Below are 20261 nucleotides of genomic sequence, written 5' to 3'. Positions count from 1 at the left end.
AACTCTACAAGTTGAATTCTCACACAGGCAGAGCCTGTGGTTTTAAAACCAGTAAATAAAAAACGGACGCAAAAAGCGTCCGTTTCTTGGTTTCATCTAGAACTTGTCCAGTCCTACCATAAATGGTCCATACATTAGTAATTCGCTTGGAATTTATAAATCTTGTTGTTGTACTTTTTTCTTGCTGTCTCTTCCAGAAAGAAACCAACCAACAACTGCGATTCCAACAAGTACTGTATAGAAAATCAACTTCCATGTTGTCGAATGTGGGAAACCATATGGAATCAAAGCAATGTCTGGGTGAGCAAATACGATTAATGCTAGCTTAACCCCGACCCAACCGACAATAACAAACGCAGCAATTTCCAAGCCAGGACGCTTGTTAAGTAATTCTACAAACACGTTTGCCGCAAAACGCATAATGATTAGCCCGATCATTCCTCCTGCTAAAACAACGAGAAATTGTCCTGTATCTAAGCTTCCAACTTGACCAAGCCCTGTTGCTGGCAACGCAACAGCTAAAGCAACTGCAGCCAAAATAGAATCAACAGCAAAAGCAAGGTCCGCAAATTCTACCTTTGCTACTGTCATCCAAAAACCACTGCCAGCAGCTTCTTTTGTACTTTTTTCTTTTTCCTTTTTCCAAAGCTTGTCATATAAATGCTTAATAGACATAAATAAAAGATAGGCAGCACCTAATGCTTGTACCCACCAAACGTCTACAAGGAACGAAATGATAAATAACGATCCAAAGCGCAGAATAAAGGCTCCTAACAACCCGTAAAATAACGCTTTTTTCCGTTGTTCACCTGGCAGGTGCTTTACCATAATTGCTAGCACTAATGCATTATCAGCAGCCAAGAGACCTTCAAGACCGATTAATACGACCAGTACCCATAAATACTCTACAAGTAATTGTACATCCATGTTATCTTTCTCTCCTTCGTCATTATGGCTTAAGCACGACACTAATACAGTTGATTAAAGTGATAGTGAGGTTAATAATTAATATGAATCCCACAATTCCTACTAATACCAGCCATCTATCCAACAAATCCCCGTAACAAGTGCATATTAAACCAATAAAAAATGGTCTCCACCGATAGGTAAAGACCATCAAAAAAGACCTTTACCATCCATGGTAAAGGTCTCGCTAACAACGTCCGTTGCCAGAATAAGCCGGAGATTTCTCTCGTAATGACGACTTAAACTGTCCAGCTACTCCCCTTTAGGAATATAATAATCTTATTAAACCATTTTCACAGGAAACTTGTCAAATCTTTTTTAACCTTTACCATATCCAATTTCCTTTAATTTGTCCGGAACAATCAATTTTATGCATTAATAAGCGCTTGAATCTGCTCATCCATTTCTTTTTTTAATTTAGCTAGTGATGCTTCACTTTCTTCATTACTCGTCGAGCAAACACCATAATAGCACTTTATTTTCGGTTCAGTTCCTGAGGGGCGTAAACAAACCCAGCTGTTGTTTTCCAAATTAAATTTCAACACATTTTCCTTTGGAAGCTCAATTTCTTCTATGCTACCTGTTATCAAATTATTGCGTTCGCCTGCAAGGTAATCCTCAACATTCTCAATTGTAAGGCCAGCAATATTGGTTATCTTTTCCTTGCGAAAAGATTCCATGATATGTGCGATCTGACGCGAGCCTTCAATTCCTTTTAGCGTAAGCGAAGACATACCTTCTAAGAAATACCCATGTTTTTCTTTTAATAAATCAAGTGCTTCTAATAATGTCTTTCCTTTCTTTTTCCAATAATGAGCCATTTCACAAGCCATAACTGCTGCTTGAATCGCATCCTTATCACGTACAAAGCTACTAATTAAATAGCCATAGCTTTCCTCAAAGCCAAACATGAAGGTTTCACCAGTCTCATCGAAATGACGGATTTTTTCGGCAATATACTTAAAACCTGTCAACGTATCCATCGTTTCTACCCCATAGGATTTAGCGATTGCTTGACCGAATTGCGTTGTTACAATCGTTTTAAGCACGCGTCCATTCTTTAATAAGACCGGTTCCGTATGTGAAAGAATATAATCAATTAACAAGGAACCGAGCTGGTTTCCGGTAAGCACCTTATAGGATCCCGTCTGATCTTTTACTGCTACCCCTAAACGGTCTGCATCGGGGTCCGTCCCAAGAAGAATATCTGCCTGAAGCTCTATCCCTTGTTTCATAGCCATTGCAAACGCTTGATGTTCCTCAGGATTAGGGGAATCGACCGTTGAAAACTCAGGATCAGGTACCGCTTGTTCTGCTACAACGTTAACATTTTCAAAATGCAATTGCTCCAAACCACGCATAACGAGGTGATGTCCTGTTCCATGAAGTGGCGTAAAAACAATGCCAAGATCCTTCGACTCCTCCATCTCAGTCGGCTTCATTTTTGAGATTAGTGCTAGCTGATCTAAATAAGCATTATCTACCTCATCACCAATCCAATATAGCAGCCCTTCGGCTTCCAACGTTTCCGCTTCTACTACCGGAATCAATAATTCATTTTCTACTTCCTGGATTTTTGCGATAACCTTATCTGCTTCCTGTGGCACCATTTGTCCACCAGTTTCATTATAGACCTTAAAACCATTATATTCAGGTGGGTTGTGACTAGCAGTAATCATAACCCCAGCTACTGCTCCGAAATAACGGACAGCATATGACAATAATGGTGTCGGACGTAACGACTCAAAAACATATGCTTTAATCCCATAAGCTCCAAGTACTTTTGCTGTTTCAACAGCAAACTCCTGAGACATATAGCGAGAATCGTAGGCAACGACTACACCTCGATCCTTGACATTTACACATTCAAAAAGTAAAAATCGAGCAAGCCCATCTACTGCTTTTCGCACCGTATAAATATTCATACGATTCGTTCCCGGACCAAGCACACCGCGCATTCCACCTGTTCCAAACGTAAGTTCTTTATAAAAAGCCTCTTCTAAAGCTTCCCGATTACCAGCTAGATTATCTAATTGTGTTCGTAAGGCTGGATCAAGCTGTTTGAATGCTTCCCACTTCTCCAACGCTAATTCCCAATTCCTCATCCTATGTGTCCTCCAAAATGTTTATATATGCTCAAATTCTAGCATAATTCGCTAAATTATTCTAACAGGGGATTCTAAAAGGGTTTTAAATGAACGATTGCCGGAAACAATGATAAAATAAATATTCAAAACGTCCTTCCACTTTAGACTTACAACCGTTAAACTATAAATATTAGATTACACTAGGAAAGTAGGGAAAACTTTGGTTCATAAACGCTGGTTTCAAACGCTGGTATTCTTTATACTTGTCTTTCTACTAATCTTGCTTATTTCAGCAACGAATTTTATATTTGATCCTATTTTTAAATACATTGGTGCAGTAGCGATTCCTTTCGTTGGTGCAGGAATTTTATATTACTTAACAAAGCCTTTAATGTATTTTTTTGAACGATTTAAAATAAAGCGTCCGTTTTCCATTTTACTTGTATTTGTCGTTTTGATTTTACTCGGTACACTTGTTTCTATGTATATTGTGCCAATTACACAAGTCCAATTTGCAAATCTCGTTGATAATATCCCGAAAATGGTCGATTGGGCACAGGAGTTGATTTTTTACTGGCAAACAAATCAAACGATTATTCCGGATGAAGTAAACCAAGCAATAAATGATTTTATGAATAATTTACAATCCCATATTGAAGCAGTGCTAAACTATATTTTTGGATTTATCGGGCAGTTAATTAGCATTGTCGCAGCATTAGTGCTTATTCCGTTTTTCCTTTTCTTCATGCTAAAAGATGGCGAAAAACTCGTTCCTTTTGTTACGCAAATTTTCAGTAAAAAGAAAGCAGAGAATATTCGTCAATTACTTGGAAAGATTGATGATACGTTAACAGCTTATATCCAAGGTCAGCTGATTGTTAGCTTTTGTATCGGCCTTCTTTTGTTCGTTGGGTATCAAATAATTAATTTGCAATATTCTTTAACACTCACCTTGTTTGCTATGGTCATGAATGTAATTCCTTTTTTAGGACCATTTATTGCCGTTGCCCCAGCGCTCATTGTTGGTGCTTTTCAAGACCCGCTTATGATTGTATGGGTATCCTTAATTATGCTCATTGCACAGCAAATTGAGAGTAATTTCATTTCGCCAAATGTGATGGGACGTGCGTTAAGTGTCCATCCTTTAACCATTATTACGGTCATCCTTGCTGCTGGAAGCATTGCAGGATTCCTAGGTATTTTATTTGCGGTACCATTTTACGCTGTTGTTAAGGTGATTATTGTTCACTTTTATAATACGTATCTAAACTCGAGGGAAAACGAGAAGGATGGTCTCATTTAACAATAAAGCACGGATGAAGAAGCAAAATAAGTTGCTCCCATCCGTGCTTTTTCATGGGAAACTGTAGGTAGACATTATTATATAAGCTACGATGATCTTTGAAACTGAAATACAATCGATGCACCAACTTGTTTGTAGCCGATTTTTTGATAGATTCCATTTGATGTGGGATTTGCTAAATCCGTGTATAAATTACAAAACTGTTTTCCGCACTTCAACAGGTGTTCAGATAAGGCTGCAACTGCACTCGATGCATAGCCATTTCGCTTAAATTTGTCTGGTGTAAATACCGCATTAATCGTCGCACCATTTCGGGTAGTACGTGCATTGTTTACCATACAAACAGGGTCATTATTTACCTTCCACAAGAAAGCAGACTGTTTTGCGATGAAATACCGTGCGGTTGTATGTGCTTGTTCTCTTGTAGTGTGAATACCGGTTTCCTTTCCAAATTGAAAGAGCCAATTAGCGATTAAAGGCAGGTCACACTCCTTAGCAAGCACGAGTCTTCCCTCCACTAAAGCTGGAGTTTCTAGCTTATCAAGCTGATAAATGAATTGTTCCATCTGTATGATTGCCTTTTGCCGGGTAAGGCGCCCCCATGTTTGGGCAAAACGGGTTGCTAAAGAGACAGGACCTATGACTCCTGGTACATCCTGCTTTTGAGACCAAAAAAAGTGCACAATTTTATCTATCATATCATCTGAAGCATCTGCTACATCGGCTATTATCTATTGGTTCGGTGGAGTTCGCATAAACGCATAGATAACTCGCCCTTTTTCCTCGACAACCCCAAAACAGGCACAAATAGACTCTTTTTCCGCTTTCAGCCTTTCAATTATTCCAAGCATGAGATTATTACACGACTCTTTTTGTAACAATAATCCCTCCACTTGCTCTGCAAAAGTAAGAACAGACTGCTCCCATGAAATTTCCATTATTTTCTCCCCTTACGTTTCCATGATTATACCAATCTTTTAATCATTGTAAATACTTTTTGGATGAGAAGTTGAACAAGATCTAACATGTTGCTACACTTTATTTAAAGGGAGTGAGTAAAGATGGGAAAATCAAAAGCAGCGCTGCAGGATGAACTAGATAATTTAAAAGCAGATTATGTGCGCATTCAAAGTGATATGGATAAGTTAGAATATGTGCGTGGGAGAGTTTCATCTGCCGAAGCTCAGCTTATTCGACTAGAAAAGGAAATCGCTCATATATATAAACAATTAGAGGCATTTGATTAAGTCATTATAAAACGAGTAAGGCGAATTGCCTTACTCGTTTCCATTCCCATTGCGCTGATTTTCCAGCTTCGCTTTTATTTTGGCTATTTCCTTACTTGGTGGTGTAATACTTACGATGACATCTCCCGAATCTGGAACCGTTCGCATAGCTTCAGAATAAAACTTAATTTGACCTGAAGGTTTAATCAAATAAAGGAAAACCGTTGCCTCGTCTTTTTCTTTTTTGTATTGCGCATACGTAAATTGACTTGTTAATGTCGTACGGCGAAACACAAATCCTGCTTCAAGCATGGCATTTAAATCTTCAATCGTCACATCTTGCCTAAAGAGCAAGCGGCCAGCCACCTTTGAAACCATTTCATCGCCCCCGTTCATCTGATCGTAAGGGCTAATTTTAAAGACATTTGTTCGACCATACTCTGGCATGAACGTGGTACAAATTAATGCATTATATGCATGGTCATCTGTTGCAGCAATCATATATTCATATGGAATTGTATCTAAATGATATTCCGTTTGCTCTGAAAGCATTTCTCCATGATAGAAAGGAACACCGCCTTCACGCGCACAACGTAGTCGCTCCCATGAAGAGTCGACTATAATAACTGGCGCATTTGACTTTGTAAGTGATTTGGCTAATTCCACTGTAAAACGATTACTACCAACAATTAATGTACCTGGTCTACCTTCCATTGATAGATGTAGTTTTTTCGCCATCCATCGAATAGAGAAACCATGTGCCAATACAGTAAAGAATACGAGTCCAAAGGTTAAGGTTGTTAAAATGGAGGCATCCTCATAACCCGCATCTAATAGAATTCCAGCAAAATAACTGGACACAGTTAAAGCTACGATTCCTCGTGGAGCAATCCAGCCAACAAGAAGTTTTTCATTTGTTGTCAAATTCGTGCCAATTGTTGATAGGAATATCGATAAAGGACGTACGGCTAGCATCATTAATAATACATACCCGATAATTCTCGGACTAAAAATTTGCAACAAGGTTTCCACTTGTAAAGAAGCGGTAAGCATAATAAAAATAGCGGAGATTAAAAGAACGGTGATATTCTCCTTAAAGTGCCGCATGTCGGCAACAGAGCTAATCCCCATGTTTGCAAGTGTCATTCCCATTGCGGTTACTGATAAAAGTCCTGTCTCATGGACAATCGTATCTGGAATCGTAAAACATAAAATCACAACGATAAACACACTTGGTGACTTTAAGAATTCTGGAATATGTCCTGTTTCGAACATCCAACCAATCCCACGACCACAAAGCCAACCAAAGATCGCCGCAAAGATTGAAGCAATAAAGAACATTATTAACTTCGTACCATCTGGATCATTTGCCGTTAAAAAGGCAATAATCTCAAATGCAAAGACAGCTAAAAGCGCTCCAATTGGATCAACAATAATACCTTCCCATTTTAAAATCTTTGCTGGTCGAGGCTTAAGCTTTGATTGTCGTAAAAGTGGCATAATTACAGTTGGACCGGTTACAATGAACAAGCCCCCGATAATAAACGCTACAGCCCACGATAGGCCAGCAATATAATGCGCAGTCAATGATCCTAGAATCCAAGCAATAAAAGCTCCTACCGTTGAAATACGGAAAACTGGACGTCCTAGTCCACGAAGCTCTTTAAAATTCAAATTCAAGCTTCCTTCAAAAAGAATAATCGCTACTGCTACTGAAATAATTGGACTATATAAACTACCGAAGTCCTCTTCAGGATTAATAAAGCCTAATATTGGCCCGATTAATAAACCGGTAATTGACATGACTACAATTGCTGGTAACCGGTAACGCCAGGCTAACCATTGAGACCCTATCCCTAAGAGGCCGATAAGCATAATTTCAAATAAAAGTGATGGAACCATCTCATGCTCCCTTCATATCCATATTTTGTTAATAGCTCCTCCATTTAAATATAAAGACATTTTAAATGGGAAAAATAAGATTGTAAACAGTTATTAACTGAAATTGTTTTTTCCGTTGAAACGATTTTGCTAGAAACCTATATCCGTCATTAGTTTCTCTTACAAAAATATTTTTTTCATAATCGGCTACATTTATCTTCCAACAGCCTATTTTTTCCCAAAAAAGGACTCCCTCTAGCTTCGTTAGGCTAGAATAGGAGAAAAATAAAAATCCAATATTACATTATCGTGCATTATAGATTCGTTTTTATAAAGATTCCATTACAAAAACAAAGATGGCAATAAGAACAAGCAAAAGTCCGAATGCTTTAAATAGTTTAGCATACCCCTTATTTGTAAGTTGTTTCTTTTCGTCGTAATCTTTGCGTATATAAAAGTGGATACCGATTCCATATAAAATAACAAAGATAAAAAATAGGATGCTAGGCAACCCATACCCATTCCCTTCTCATATATTTCGGTTATTTTAAACACTTCTTTCCTTTACACATTATATCCTTTTCTATTAAAAATAAGTAATTATATCTTTGCTAGCAAATTTTTATAATTCCTTTTGCCCTCCTGCTGTTGTTCCTGTCAAAATATGATAGGATATTGGAAGAAGAAAGGGAGCGTCTAAATGAAACGCCAACAAGAACAAATATTACAAACTTATTTTGGCTATGAATCCTTCCGTCCAGGACAGCAGGATGTAATCTCCTTTGTAATGGGGCAGCGTAATACAATGGCTGTCATGCCAACGGGTGGCGGAAAGTCTATCTGTTACCAAGTACCAGGACTCATTTTGCAAGGTACTGCAATCATAATTTCTCCTTTAATATCACTCATGAAGGATCAAGTAGACAGCTTACACGCACTCGGAATTGCAGCTACATATATTAATAGCTCGTTAACTAATGAAGAGCAGCAAGCTCGGATGCAAGACATCGCTGCTGGAAAATATAAATTCGTCTATGCAGCACCAGAACGATTTGAATCTTCTCGATTTCTTTCCATCCTAAAAAAGATTCAAATTTCATTAGTTGCATTTGATGAGGCACACTGTATTTCACAATGGGGACATGACTTTCGCCCGAGCTATCGTTCTATTGTACCGATATTACAGAAGCTGCGAAATATACCTGTATATATGGCATTAACCGCTACAGCAACAAAAGAGGTTATTTCTGATATTCAAGCTTTACTAACAATTGAGGATAAGCACGTTATTAATACTGGGTTCAAACGTGAAAACCTGGCATTTCATATTATTAAAGGAAAGGATAAGCTATCTTACATTCGTTCCTTTATCGAAGAACATCCAAATGAATCTGGAATTATTTATACCGCAACTCGGAAACAGGCAGATCATCTACATGATCAATTAAGTAAACGAAAGCATGCTGTTGTAAAATATCATGCCGGGATGACGGATCCTGATAAAAAACAAGCACAAGGTGCTTTTCTCCATGATGAAAAAACAATAATGATTGCCACGAATGCTTTTGGCATGGGAATCGACAAGTCGAATGTACGTTATGTCATTCATTATGCAATGCCAATGAACATTGAATCGTATTACCAAGAGGCTGGACGGGCTGGAAGAGATGGGGAAGCAAGTGATTGTTTGCTTCTTTTCTCCTCCCAGGATGTGCAGCTACAAAAGTTCTTAATTGACCAATCAATGATGGACGATCATGCAAAACAAAATGAATACCGTAAGCTACAAGCAATGGTTAATTATTGTCATACACATGGATGCTTAACAAACTATGTGCTCGACTATTTTCATGATACGAATGCCGAACAAACAACGTGTGGGAAATGTAGTAATTGTGTTGGACGGCAGGAAAAAGCAGATATTACAGAAGAAGCGCAAATGATTCTTTCCTGTGTAAAACGGATGGGAGAACGGTTTGGTGTAGGGATGACTGCAAAAGTATTAAAGGGGTCTAAAGATAAAAAACTAAAAGAGTTTCGGTTAGACTCCTTAACTACATATGGTATTTTATCTGCTTATACGGAAAAGGAGCTCACCGAACGGATTCAATTTCTTATTGCAGAAAATATCCTAGCTACAGAGGATGGGAAATATCCTACATTAAAATTAAACAAGCATTCTGTTGATGTTCTAAAAGGAAAACGATCTGTAACAATGTTCACTTCTCCTATTCCATCTACAGAAGCAAAGGATTATTACCCAGACCTGTTTGAGGCGCTTCGAAAGCTGCGCAAAGAAGTTGCTGATCAAAAAGGGGTACCACCCTATGTACTCTTTTCTGATGCAACTTTAAAAGAACTAAGCCGCTATATTCCTGAGACAACAGAGGACATGCTTTATATTAAAGGAGTCGGCGAGAAAAAACTTGAGCAATACGGTGCTGCTTTCCTATCTGTCATCCAAAACTGGCGTCGTGACAATCCAGCGGTTAAGCCAAGCATTCAAATTAATGCACCTGTCCGAAAACGTACTATCACAGCTGATGACCGACCAAGTCACCTCGTTTCCTATCAATTATTTCAATCCGGAAAATCTATTAAGGAAATTGCTATGATTCGAGAGATGAACGAACAGACAATTGAAGGACATCTATTTAAAGCCTTCCGTGAGGGGTTTCCAATTGCTTGGGACATTTTTTTCACCTCTGAAGAAGAGCAAACGATATTAAAAGCGCACAAAGAGTTGGATGAACCGAGTTTAAAATCGTTACGCGAAAAACTTCCCGATCAATATGACTATACGAAAATAAAAGCAGTATTGGTTAAAAATGGCTGGATAGAATAGCTAACATAAATTGTTGTTAAGCGTCTATTACAAAAGGGCTTCCTAATTTTAGGAAGCCCTTTTCAGCTTAATTTTTTTCTTTTATATTTAATGCCCATGTACCATTTCGAAATACAGCTTCTGTTGTACCATCTGCTTTTACACCGTCAATATCGAGCTTTTCAGAACCGATCATAAAATCAACATGTGTCAGACTGTCATTGACACCATGCTTATCAAGCTCTTCTTCATTCATGGAAGAGCCTCCTTCTAAATTCGTAGGATATGCCTTTCCTAATGCAATATGACAGGATGCATTTTCATCAAACAATGTATTATAGAAAATCAAACCAGACTGTGATACCGGTGACTCATGTGGCACAAGTGCAATTTCACCCAATCGGGTAGCACCTTCATCTGTTTCTAATAAGTGCTTTAATGTATCTTCCCCTTGCTCTGCTTTAAAGTCGACTACTTTCCCATCCTTGAATGTTAAACTAAAGTTGTCGATTAAGCTGCCTCCATAATTTAATGGCTTCGTGCTTGCTACAGTTCCATTTACGCCATATTTATGTGGTAAGGAGAATACTTCTTCCGTCGGAATGTTCGGATTGAAAATAATTCCTTTCTCTGATTCTGCTGATCCACCTTTCCATATATGACCTTCTGGAAGCTCCATTTCAAGGTCGGTACCAGGTGCTCGAAAGACTAATTTCTTGTAATTCTTTTCGTTTAAAATTTCGCGTGCTGTTGCGAGGGTTTGATTATGCTTATCCCATGCCGCAATCGGATCTTCTTGATCGACACGAACGATCTTAACAATTGCGTCCCATAAACTTTCAATTGCATCCTCACGAGACTTATCTGGAAAAATCTTTTGTGCCCAGTCGCCGGTTGGAATCGAAATAATAGACCATGTAATACGATCATTCATCGTATACTTTCGAAAGTTAACCATTGCTAAAGCTGCTGCTTTATTAGCCATCGCTACTTTTGTTGGATCAATATCCTTTAACAAATCTGGGTTTGTAGAACGAATGTTTAACACTGCCGCTCCATCCTCTGCAAACGTATCGTGTAGTAACACCTTCCACTCTGGATAATCCGCAATTACTTCGTCTGGCGCATTTTCATACTTTAATAACGTGAGTTCATCGTCTACCCAGTTAATATGTACATCCTTTGCACCAAGCTCCCATGCTTTTCTAACAACAATTTTCGTGAAATCGGCTCCTTCTATAGGTGCATTAATCATTAATGCCTGCCCTTTTTGCAAATTCACTCCGGTTCGGAGCGCCAATTCAGCATATTTCTCTTGCGTTCTTACATCAACCATTATGAAACCTCCAATAATATTATTTCGTTTTTTGTATAACGTTATTATTCCACAAATCGGCTAAATTACCAACTATCTTTTCTCCTTCCTCCACGCTATTCCTTTTCCCTGATTGTTTTACAGTACGTCTATGTTATGCTATGATTATTTTAATTACTTTTGGTAAGTAGTTTTTTAAAATCATTGAATGCAGAAACTAGACTGGGGTGATCCTGTTGGGAGAATTGTGTCCACGTTTTGAAAAGGCCATGCAACTGCTTAGCAAACGCTGGGTTGGCCTAATACTTTCAGAATTGCTAAAAGGAAGCAAGCGTTTTTCAAAAATGGAAGCAGACTTGCCTATTAGTGGTAGACTACTCTCTGATCGCTTAAAAATGCTTGAAAAAGAAAACATTGTTGAGCGTAAGGTTTATTCCGAGTTTCCTGTTAGAATAGAATATTCGTTAACTGAAAAAGGAAAAGCATTAAAACCTGTTATTCAAGAAATTCAATGCTGGGCGGATAAATGGGAAACGTTAACAGCGAGCGAACATACTAATTCGAAATAAAACATGAAAGAGAAGCAGCTTTGCTTCTTTTTTTTATTTCAACCCCACTTGCTGTTTAGAACTCCCTTTAAAGGGTCGCATTCCCTTTCTATCCATTTCTACATTTCATTCCCTTCATATAGGTTAATAATAAATACGCTGCAACCTTGCTCGTCATATTCCGAAAATCAATCGTCGGATCAATCTCCACAATATCCATCGCCTGCACTTTGTCAGTTTGGGCTGCTATAAATATCGCATCTACTAAAGTGCTACTATCCATTCCACCAGGTCCAATGGCTGGACAGCCTGGCGCAAAGGCTTGATCGAGTACATCCATATCTACAGATAAATAAATACTATCTACCCGCTTAGAAAGTCGCTCTATTTCTTCTTGCAGAATAGCATGAATCGTCCTAGTCTCAATATCCGCCATCGAATACAACTGAACGCCATGTTCATCAGCATAGGTATGATATGCTTTTGCGTTCATAAAATCACGAATGCCGATTTGGACAAGGTTACTTCCATCGATAACTTGCTCTTCTAGCAATCTACGAAAAGGTGTTCCATTCGTTGGTCCACCATCATCTACATTACGTAAATCATGATGTGCATCAAATTGAATGATACCAACTTTTCCTCTTTGTTCTGCAAATGCACGAATGGACGCATAACTGATTGAATGATCACCTCCTAGTAAAAACCAATTTTGCGCCGCTTCCGTATGATAAATATCTAGCATTCCTTCATAAAGCCATTCCTGGTTTCGAGAAATAGCTGTCGGATCCATATATAAGTCCCCAAAATCAATTATATTTTCCACAAGGTCCTTATCAAACTCACCAGAATACGTCGTATAGCTTGCTAATGCTGCCCGAATAACTCCAGGAGCAAACGATGCACCAGAATGACTAATGGAGGACTTTGAAAGCGGTAATCCTACAAGCGCATAAGGAGCTTTTCTAGATTCTGGCCAAGGGATAAGTAGTTCGTTTGCCTTTTTTGTATAACGATCCTTAAAAATCGCTTTCCCTGCAGGCTTCAAGTGGCGTATTTGCTGCATCTTATCTCCTGCCTTTCAAAAATCACTTCCCCATTTTTTATGACGGTGTTCGCATGATTCACTCCATAATGATATGGAATATACATGTAGTTAGGAACATCCCAAATGACTACATCTGCCTTTCTATCAATGGCAATTGTTCCCGCTTCCTTTCCTTTCCCAATAGCATGTGCCGCATTTATCGTGACAGCATGCCAAATTTCTGCTGGCGTCAGCTTTAGTTTTAATGATGCCATTGCCATGATGAGCTGTAGATTTTCTGTCACACAGCTTCCCGGATTAAAATCGGTGGAAAGCGCAATTGCCGCCCCTTTATCAATCATTTTTCTAGCTGGTGCAAAGCTATCTTTCCCTAAATAAAAGCTTGTTCCAGGTAAAATAACTCCAATTGTATCCGAGTTGGCTAATTTCTCAATGCCAAGATCTGTTGCAACCGCTAAGTGGTCACCACTTATTGCCCCTAATTCGACAGCAAGCTCCGTTCCTCCTAATGGATCAATTTCATCTGCATGTAGTTTAAGCTGAAAGCCATGATCCTTTGCAAGCTGAAGGTAACGACGTGATTGGTCAACGGTAAACACTCCCGTTTCTGTGAAAATGTCTATGAATTCCGCAAGACCTTCTGTACGAATCAGATTAAACAAGCTGGCCATCTCTTGAAGAAACGCATCGGGGTCATCTTTAAAGTTGGTTGGAATCGCATGTGCGCCTAAAAAGGTAGACACCACATCGATTGGATGCTCGATATTTGCTTGCTTGGCAACACGAAGTTGTTTTAACTCTGTTTCCTTATCTAAGCCATAGCCACTTTTTGCTTCTACTGTCGTTATCCCGTGCATCGCCATCCGGTCCAAATGAAAGCACGCTTTTTGTAAAAGTTCCTCATAGCTTGCTGCACGTGTCGCTTCGACTGTAGCTAAAATGCCTCCTCCTTGCTTCAGGATTTCTAGATATGGTACCCCTTGCTGTTTTAACGCCATTTCTTCTTCACGCGATCCACCAAATACAAGATGTGTATGTGGATCAACTAGACCAGGAGTAACTAGTTTTCCCGTTGCATCAATCGTTGTTGCAGCCGAAAGTGTCTTCGCTTCTTTTGTTGTACCTATCCACGCGACACGTCGATCTCGAATAGCAAGGGCAGCATCCTGTAATATCGTAAGCTTGTTCATCGCAGCCCCTTTAACAGGTCCTCCCTGATCCATTGGGAGTAGTTCCCGTATATTTGTGATTAAAATATCATAGTGTTCCAATCCACTCATACCTCCCTCTTAACAAATCGGTTATTCTTCATTTCTCGCCATCGGAACTTGAACATGGTGTTGCTTCGCAAACTCCATCGCAGATTCATATCCTGCATCCGCATGACGGATAATTCCCATTCCTGGATCGGTTGTTAGCACCCTTTCTAATCGTTCTCGTGCCAAATCCGTGCCATCTGCTACAACAACCATCCCGGCATGCAACGAATAACCCATCCCTACTCCTCCACCATGATGAAAGGAAATCCAGGAACCACCTGCAGCCGTATTTATTAACGCATTCAGCACTGCCCAGTCTGCCACTGCATCACTTCCATCTTTCATTCCTTCTGTTTCTCGATTCGGAGAGGCAACCGAACCACAATCTAAATGATCTCTTCCAATGACAATTGGTGCTTTTAACTCCCCATTCCGAACAAGTTCATTAATCGCTAGCCCCATTTTCACACGCTCTCCGTAACCGAGCCAGCAAATACGTGAAGGTAACCCTTGAAATTCCACCTTTTCCTGTGCCATGTCAATCCAACGAAGTAATGCTTTATTTTTTGGAAATAATTCCCGAATCAGTGCATCGGTCCGATAAATATCTGTTGGATCGCCGGATAACGCAGCCCACCGAAACGGTCCTTTCCCTTCACAAAACAATGGACGAATATAAGCTGGTACAAAGCCAGGAAATTGAAATGCATCCTCCACCCCTTGATCCTTTGCAACTTGTCGAATGTTATTTCCATAATCAAAGACAATCGAATCGCGATTTTGAAAGGCAAGCATTGTTTCTACATGCCGTGCCATGCTTTTCTTAGCAAGCTCAATATAGGTTTGCGGATCCTTTATTCGTAAGCTTGCGGCTTCTTCCACCGTGTACCCAATCGGAACGTATCCATTTAACGGATCATGAGCAGAGGTTTGATCGGTAACAATATCGATTTTTATATTTTCCTGTAACATTTGCTGGTGTACCTCAGCTGCGTTTCCAAGTAATGCAATCGAAAGTGCCTTTCCTGCTTTCTTTGCTTCCTTTGCAAGCTGGATTGCTTTTTGCACACTGTTCGTTTCTACATCACAATACTTTGTTTGGATACGCTTGTTAATTCTTGTCTCATCTACTTCTACAGCGATGACTACGCCACCATTCATCGTTACAGCAAGCGGCTGCGCGCCTCCCATGCCACCTAAGCCAGCGGTAAGTGTAATCGTCCCCTGAAGTGATCCATCAAAATGCTTTCTTGCAATTGCTGCGAATGTTTCATATGTTCCTTGCAAAATGCCTTGTGTCCCAATATATATCCAGCTTCCTGCTGTCATTTGTCCATACATCATCAATCCTTTTTGATCGAGTTCATGAAAATGCTCCCAGTTCGCCCATTGCGGAACGAGTACTGAATTGGATAACAATACCCTGGGCGCCCGAGGATGTGTTTTAAACACTCCAACTGGTTTTCCCGATTGAATGAGCATGGTTTCGTCATTTTCCAGCGTCCGTAATGTCGATACAATCGCATCAAAAGCTTCCCAGCTTCGAGCCGCCTTTCCAATTCCACCGTACACTACGAGTTCATCTGGTTTTTCAGCAACCTCTGGATCTAAATTGTTGTAAAGCATACGTAGTGCCGCTTCCTGCTCCCACCCTTTACATTCAACTGTAAGTCCTTTCTTCGCCCTTACCATCGTATGTTTCACTTGATAAAACCACCTTTCCGCAATTTTTATCCTCTTTTATCTCCATACAAAATATGCAACACGAAGCTACCATTTCTGTTGTACAGGCTGTTGTTCATCAATTTTGTGCCAGCTGTGCTTTAGCCAATTAGCAAGTGTTTCTATATCCTTAGAAAAAATGCGATCCTGCGTAATGCTCGGAACTTGTAAACGTGCAGCCTTATATAACTTCCTTGTAGAAAGCGACATACGATCAATTCCACGATATTCGACGGCCTGCATCGCACAAATTAATTCAATCGCAATGACTCTTCTTGTATTTTGTAGCATTTGGAATGCATGTCTGGCACCGATTGTCCCCATACTTACATGATCCTCTTGATTAGCAGAGGATGGGATGGAATCCACGCTTGCTGGATGGGCAAGTGTTTTATTTTCAGAAACAAGCGAGGCAGCTGTATATTGCATAATCATTGCGCCTGATTCTAATCCTGGATTAGGACTAAGAAATGGAGGCAAATCGTTTAGTTGCGGATTTACAAGTCGTTCAATTCTTCGTTCCGCTATATTGGCTGTTTCGGCGATGCCAAGCTTTAAGAAATCCATTGCGAATGCAATCGGCTGTCCATGAAAATTCCCACCAGAGATTACTTTTTCTATTTCAGAAAAAATGAGCGGATTATCGGTTACCGCATTCATTTCTACTTCTAGTTTTTCCTTCGCATACAACAACGTCTGCCATGATGCGCCTAATACTTGAGGGATACAGCGTAATGAATATGCATCCTGCACACGGAGCTCCCCTTGCTTGGTAATCAGCTTACTATCTGCTAAAAGTATACGCATTCGTGCAGCTACCATCTCTTGCTCCTTATGCCCACGAGCAGCGTGAAGTGCTGAATCAAATGCATCAATAATTCCACGAAGCGCCTCAAATGTCATAGCGGAAATGTGTTCACTTTGTATTAGAAGGCGGTGAAATTCTATATATGCAATTACACCAACCGCTGTCATTGCCTGCGTACCATTTATTAACGCTAGCCCCTCCTTCGCTTTTAATCGAATTGGAGATAGTCCTGCTTTTCGGATAGCTACGTTAGCATCCTGTTGTTTTCCAGCGTAATAAACGCTTCCTTCTCCTAACAGTGTTAGCGCAAGGTGAGACAAAGGTGCTAAATCACCACTCGCTCCAAGCGAGCCTTGCTGTGGAATAACTGGATGGATTTCAGCATTGAGGAAAGCGATTAATTGCTCTACTAGTTCTATGCGAACTCCTGAATGTCCTTTTGCCAGTGTATTCGCCCGTAAAAGCAGCATTACTCTCGAAATGGATTCGGAGAAAGGAGAACCAACACCACAAGCATGCGAATATAGTAGGTTAAGCTGTAATGTATCTAAATCAGCCTCATCAATGATCACATCACTAAACTTTCCAAAACCAGTGTTAATGCCATACATTGTATCTCTGCTAGCTATTAGCGCTTCCACTGTGCTGCGGTTTTTTTGAATCGCTAATCTTGCTGCTCCTTCAAGCGCGACTTTCTCTTTTTGAAATACAACGCGCTCGACAGTATCCATCGTTAGATTATTTCCAGTAAGATAAATCATGGCGCACCTCCGTTGTAACGCTTTACCATGTTAAAGTCCATAAATAAAGGAGGCGATGGTATCAGAACCATGCCTCCTATTTTTAAAAAATATCGATTCTCCGTTTGGATCTTCATCATTAGACCCCTCTCCAACTCTCTCCTCATTGTAAGCGTTTCCTTTTTGAATTGCAAGTAATTTTTAGAAAGTTTCATTTATTTACTAAACTCTTGTTCAGTGAAAAAGAATGGAAAGCTAAGGGTAAGCTGTATCTAATGGAAGCAAATCAAATAACTGCAACAAAAAAGGCTCGATCACCAAAAATCAATGATCAAAGCCTTTTCTTACATACCGCTATTATTTATCTCCAGTTTGATCTCTTCCCCAAAATTCGATTCCAGTTTGATCTTCTAATGTATCTCGATAAAATACAGGATCTTTCCCAGCTTTCCGTTGTTCTTGATAATCCTGCAAAGCTCGTTTAGCAACTTTAAACAATTTCGTAATGGCATATAAATTAATGAGTGCCATAATGCCCATCGTTACATCCGCAAGTGCCCATACAAGATCAAAGGTTGCCACGGAACCGAACACAACCATGAGTAGAACCGCTATACGGTATATAAATAAGCCTATTTTTGTATCTTTTATATAGCCAATATTGTTTTCCCCATAATAATAGTTACCTAAGATCGAGCTATATGCAAACAAGAAAATGGCGACTGCAATAAATATTCCCGCCCAATCACCAATATGATGGGAAAAAGCATTTTGCGTTAGCTGAATACCATCCAGCTTACTTCCTTCAAATCCACCTGCTGTCATGATGATTAATCCTGTTGCACTACAAATAAGGATCGTATCAAAAAACACACCTAATGCTTGGATAAGTCCCTGTTTTACGGGATGTGTCACTTCAGCAGTCGCTGCTGCGTTTGGAGCACTCCCCATCCCTGCTTCATTGGAGAATAGCCCGCGTTTTATTCCGTACATAATTGCCGCTCCAAATCCGCCTCCAGCAACTTCACGAATCCCAAAAGCATTCGCAAAAATAAAGGAAACCATGTCTGGAATCGCCGTTATATTTACAACAAGCACATAAAGTGCAATGAAAATATAAATAATCGCTAAAATAGGTACAATAAATTGCGTTACATTCGCTATGCTTTTTAAACCACCAAAAATAACAACTGCTGTTAATACAACGAGTATTCCTGCAATAACACGCTTATCTACAGCAAATTCACCTGCAAACGCAAGACTAATTGTATTGGATTGAACAGAATTGAAAACAAGACCATATGTTAATGTAATAATAATGGCGAAAACAATACCAAGCCAGCGCTTATTTAAGCCCTTTTCTATATAATATGCAGGTCCACCACGATATTGATCTTTTTCAGGTACTTTATAAATCTGTGCGAGTGTGCTTTCTACGAATCCTGATGCTGCTCCGACTAGAGCAAGCACCCACATCCAAAATAACGCACCAGGCCCACCAATGGAAATTGCTGAGGCGACACCAGCCAGATTCCCTGTTCCTACTCTCGATGCAGCACTTATGGCAAATGCTTGAAATGATGAGGTGCCTTTTTTACCGGAAGCATCGATTGTTCGTTTATCGAATAACACACGAAACATTTCCGGAAAGTACCGGAATTGCACAAACTTTGTTTGTACGGTAAACCAAAGTCCAAGCCCAATTAATACTGCGATTAACACATATGTCCACAAGATCGTATTTACATCGCTAATCAAATTCTCTAAAAAATACAAATGCGTAATCCCCTTTCATCCTTTATATAATCCATGCTAAGACTTAACATCCTATTTACCCTATTTGCAGGATGATTAATCAACCAAGATATGGTACATGTACTACATTATATGTAGTGTTACCTCATTCATTCAAAAACAAAAGCTTCCCAGAACAATAAATACTTCTAGGAAGCACCGCAGTATACTTTTATCATTACATACCAAATTTATTTATTACTTTTCCATGGGAAATCTGTGCCAAACATGGTCGCATATTCTTTTGACTGGCTTCTTCGCTCTCGACGTCGCTCCGCTCTTAATGGCGCGCCATCGTGTAGATGTTTTTCTAGCTCTGTTTCTGGGTAAATCGGAGGAACGGGAATTGGTTTCCCATGTTCATCTACAGCAACAAACGTCATAAATGCTGTCGCACATACCTTCCGCTTTCCACTTAATAGGTCTTCATTTACTGCTTTGACGAACACTTCCATCGAAGTATTGTGTGTCCATGTTACGAAAGCTTCAATACAAATTGAGTCACCTTCTTTGACAGGCTGAAGGAAATCAACAGAATCTGTTGATGCCGTTACAACAAGCTGTCGGGCATGGCGAACTGCTGCTATTGCTGCAACATCATCAATATGTGCCATTAGCTTTCCACCAAATAAAGTTCCATGAGAATTTGTATCCGGCGGTAGTACATGGGATGTTTTTACCGCTAAAGAATTAGAAATGGGCTTACCCTCCATAAAAACTCCTCCTTCTGCAAGATATCA

16 protein-coding genes are annotated in these 20261 nt (G+C 39.7%); 4 read left to right on the top strand and 12 right to left on the bottom strand.

The annotated features are described in order from the left end of the window. Window positions 1–153: 153 nt before the first annotated feature. Entirely contained in the window at window positions 154–927 is a 774-nt protein-coding gene (locus tag SPK86_RS08855) for a TerC family protein (RefSeq protein ID WP_330949138.1), read from the bottom strand. Between the two features lie 407 nt (window positions 928–1334). Further along, window positions 1335–3071 (bottom strand): phospho-sugar mutase, encoded by a 1737-nt coding sequence (locus tag SPK86_RS08850; RefSeq protein ID WP_330949137.1) that lies wholly within the window; start codon window positions 3069–3071, stop codon window positions 1335–1337. Between the two features lie 202 nt (window positions 3072–3273). Between SPK86_RS08850 and SPK86_RS08845 the strand changes: the two genes are divergently transcribed. Continuing rightward, window positions 3274–4356: an AI-2E family transporter gene (locus SPK86_RS08845; RefSeq protein ID WP_284140182.1), complete on the top strand. Its 1083-nt coding sequence runs from the start codon at window positions 3274–3276 to the stop codon at window positions 4354–4356. An 86-nt stretch (window positions 4357–4442) separates the two neighbouring features. On the opposite strand, the gene SPK86_RS08840 is transcribed toward SPK86_RS08845, so the two are convergent. Together SPK86_RS08840 and SPK86_RS08835 are read right to left on the bottom strand one after the other, a co-directional pair. Then, entirely contained in the window at window positions 4443–5054 is a 612-nt protein-coding gene (locus tag SPK86_RS08840) for a GNAT family N-acetyltransferase (RefSeq protein ID WP_330949136.1), read from the bottom strand. A 33-nt stretch (window positions 5055–5087) separates the two neighbouring features. After that, the gene (locus SPK86_RS08835) at window positions 5088–5294 is read right to left on the bottom strand and encodes a hypothetical protein (RefSeq protein WP_330949135.1); all 207 of its coding nucleotides are present in this window, start codon (window positions 5292–5294) and stop codon (window positions 5088–5090) included. A 123-nt stretch (window positions 5295–5417) separates the two neighbouring features. On the opposite strand from SPK86_RS08835, the gene SPK86_RS08830 reads away from it, so the two are divergent. Then, on the top strand, window positions 5418–5603 hold the full coding sequence (locus tag SPK86_RS08830; protein ID WP_330949133.1) for an SE1832 family protein: 186 nt from the start codon (window positions 5418–5420) through the stop codon (window positions 5601–5603). A 30-nt stretch (window positions 5604–5633) separates the two neighbouring features. Here the strand turns inward: SPK86_RS08830 and SPK86_RS08825 are convergent, their stop codons facing one another. Next, a complete protein-coding gene (locus SPK86_RS08825; RefSeq protein ID WP_284140185.1) occupies window positions 5634–7484 on the bottom strand; it encodes a cation:proton antiporter in 1851 nt (616 codons plus the stop codon). 679 nt (window positions 7485–8163) lie between these two features. Between SPK86_RS08825 and recQ the strand changes: the two genes are divergently transcribed. Beyond that, window positions 8164–10308, top strand: a complete 2145-nt coding sequence (gene recQ, locus SPK86_RS08820) for a DNA helicase RecQ (protein ID WP_330949132.1) — start codon at window positions 8164–8166, stop codon at window positions 10306–10308. 67 nt (window positions 10309–10375) lie between these two features. Here recQ and SPK86_RS08815 read toward each other — a convergent pair whose 3' ends face one another. After that, window positions 10376–11623 (bottom strand): aminopeptidase, encoded by a 1248-nt coding sequence (locus SPK86_RS08815; protein ID WP_330949131.1) that lies wholly within the window; start codon window positions 11621–11623, stop codon window positions 10376–10378. Between the two features lie 248 nt (window positions 11624–11871). Here SPK86_RS08815 and SPK86_RS08810 point away from each other — a divergent pair, with 248 nt between their 5' ends. Then, window positions 11872–12171 carry a winged helix-turn-helix transcriptional regulator gene (locus SPK86_RS08810; protein WP_284140306.1) on the top strand — a complete coding sequence of 100 codons (300 nt, stop codon included), beginning with the start codon at window positions 11872–11874 and terminating at the stop codon, window positions 12169–12171. 88 nt (window positions 12172–12259) lie between these two features. Here SPK86_RS08810 and hutG read toward each other — a convergent pair whose 3' ends face one another. From hutG to SPK86_RS08780, 6 genes are all read right to left on the bottom strand, one after another. Continuing rightward, entirely contained in the window at window positions 12260–13216 is a 957-nt protein-coding gene (hutG, locus tag SPK86_RS08805; protein ID WP_330949130.1) for a formimidoylglutamase, read from the bottom strand. Continuing rightward, on the bottom strand, window positions 13195–14478 hold the full coding sequence (gene hutI / locus SPK86_RS08800; RefSeq protein WP_330949129.1) for an imidazolonepropionase: 1284 nt from the start codon (window positions 14476–14478) through the stop codon (window positions 13195–13197). The genes hutG and hutI overlap by 22 nt, the downstream gene beginning before the upstream one ends. Before the next feature lie 21 nt (window positions 14479–14499). Beyond that, complete coding sequence (hutU, locus tag SPK86_RS08795; RefSeq protein ID WP_330949143.1) at window positions 14500–16149, bottom strand: urocanate hydratase; 1650 nt, start codon at window positions 16147–16149, stop codon at window positions 14500–14502. A 78-nt stretch (window positions 16150–16227) separates the two neighbouring features. After that, complete coding sequence (gene hutH, locus SPK86_RS08790; protein WP_330949128.1) at window positions 16228–17748, bottom strand: histidine ammonia-lyase; 1521 nt, start codon at window positions 17746–17748, stop codon at window positions 16228–16230. Between the two features lie 336 nt (window positions 17749–18084). Continuing rightward, window positions 18085–19503, bottom strand: coding sequence for an alanine/glycine:cation symporter family protein (locus tag SPK86_RS08785; RefSeq protein ID WP_330949127.1), 1419 nt, complete (start codon window positions 19501–19503; stop codon window positions 18085–18087). Between the two features lie 209 nt (window positions 19504–19712). Continuing rightward, window positions 19713–20234: an acyl-CoA thioesterase gene (locus tag SPK86_RS08780; RefSeq protein WP_284140192.1), complete on the bottom strand. Its 522-nt coding sequence runs from the start codon at window positions 20232–20234 to the stop codon at window positions 19713–19715. Window positions 20235–20261 lie beyond the last annotated feature (27 nt).

This window comes from Virgibacillus sp. MG-45 (genome assembly GCF_036409425.1).
Lineage (GTDB): Bacteria > Bacillota > Bacilli > Bacillales > Amphibacillaceae > LDC-1.
This window is presented reverse-complemented; position numbering and strand designations above follow the sequence as displayed.

Excerpts from the sequence above, each read along its gene's own strand:
- SPK86_RS08830 (WP_330949133.1), top strand. The coding sequence starts at position 5,418 with ATGGGAAAATCAAAAGCAGCGCTGCAGGATGAACTAGATAATTTAAAA.
- hutG (WP_330949130.1), bottom strand. The coding sequence starts at position 13,216 with ATGCAGCAAATACGCCACTTGAAGCCTGCAGGGAAAGCGATTTTTAAG.
- SPK86_RS08855 (WP_330949138.1), bottom strand. The coding sequence starts at position 927 with ATGGATGTACAATTACTTGTAGAGTATTTATGGGTACTGGTCGTATTA.
- SPK86_RS08850 (WP_330949137.1), bottom strand. The coding sequence starts at position 3,071 with ATGAGGAATTGGGAATTAGCGTTGGAGAAGTGGGAAGCATTCAAACAG.
- SPK86_RS08835 (WP_330949135.1), bottom strand. The coding sequence starts at position 5,294 with ATGGAAATTTCATGGGAGCAGTCTGTTCTTACTTTTGCAGAGCAAGTG.
- SPK86_RS08825 (WP_284140185.1), bottom strand. The coding sequence starts at position 7,484 with ATGGTTCCATCACTTTTATTTGAAATTATGCTTATCGGCCTCTTAGGG.
- SPK86_RS08815 (WP_330949131.1), bottom strand. The coding sequence starts at position 11,623 with ATGGTTGATGTAAGAACGCAAGAGAAATATGCTGAATTGGCGCTCCGA.
- recQ (WP_330949132.1), top strand. The coding sequence starts at position 8,164 with ATGAAACGCCAACAAGAACAAATATTACAAACTTATTTTGGCTATGAA.
- hutI (WP_330949129.1), bottom strand. The coding sequence starts at position 14,478 with ATGAGTGGATTGGAACACTATGATATTTTAATCACAAATATACGGGAA.
- SPK86_RS08810 (WP_284140306.1), top strand. The coding sequence starts at position 11,872 with ATGCAACTGCTTAGCAAACGCTGGGTTGGCCTAATACTTTCAGAATTG.
- SPK86_RS08780 (WP_284140192.1), bottom strand. The coding sequence starts at position 20,234 with ATGGAGGGTAAGCCCATTTCTAATTCTTTAGCGGTAAAAACATCCCAT.
- hutH (WP_330949128.1), bottom strand. The coding sequence starts at position 17,748 with ATGATTTATCTTACTGGAAATAATCTAACGATGGATACTGTCGAGCGC.
- hutU (WP_330949143.1), bottom strand. The coding sequence starts at position 16,149 with ATGGTAAGGGCGAAGAAAGGACTTACAGTTGAATGTAAAGGGTGGGAG.
- SPK86_RS08840 (WP_330949136.1), bottom strand. The coding sequence starts at position 5,054 with ATGATAGATAAAATTGTGCACTTTTTTTGGTCTCAAAAGCAGGATGTA.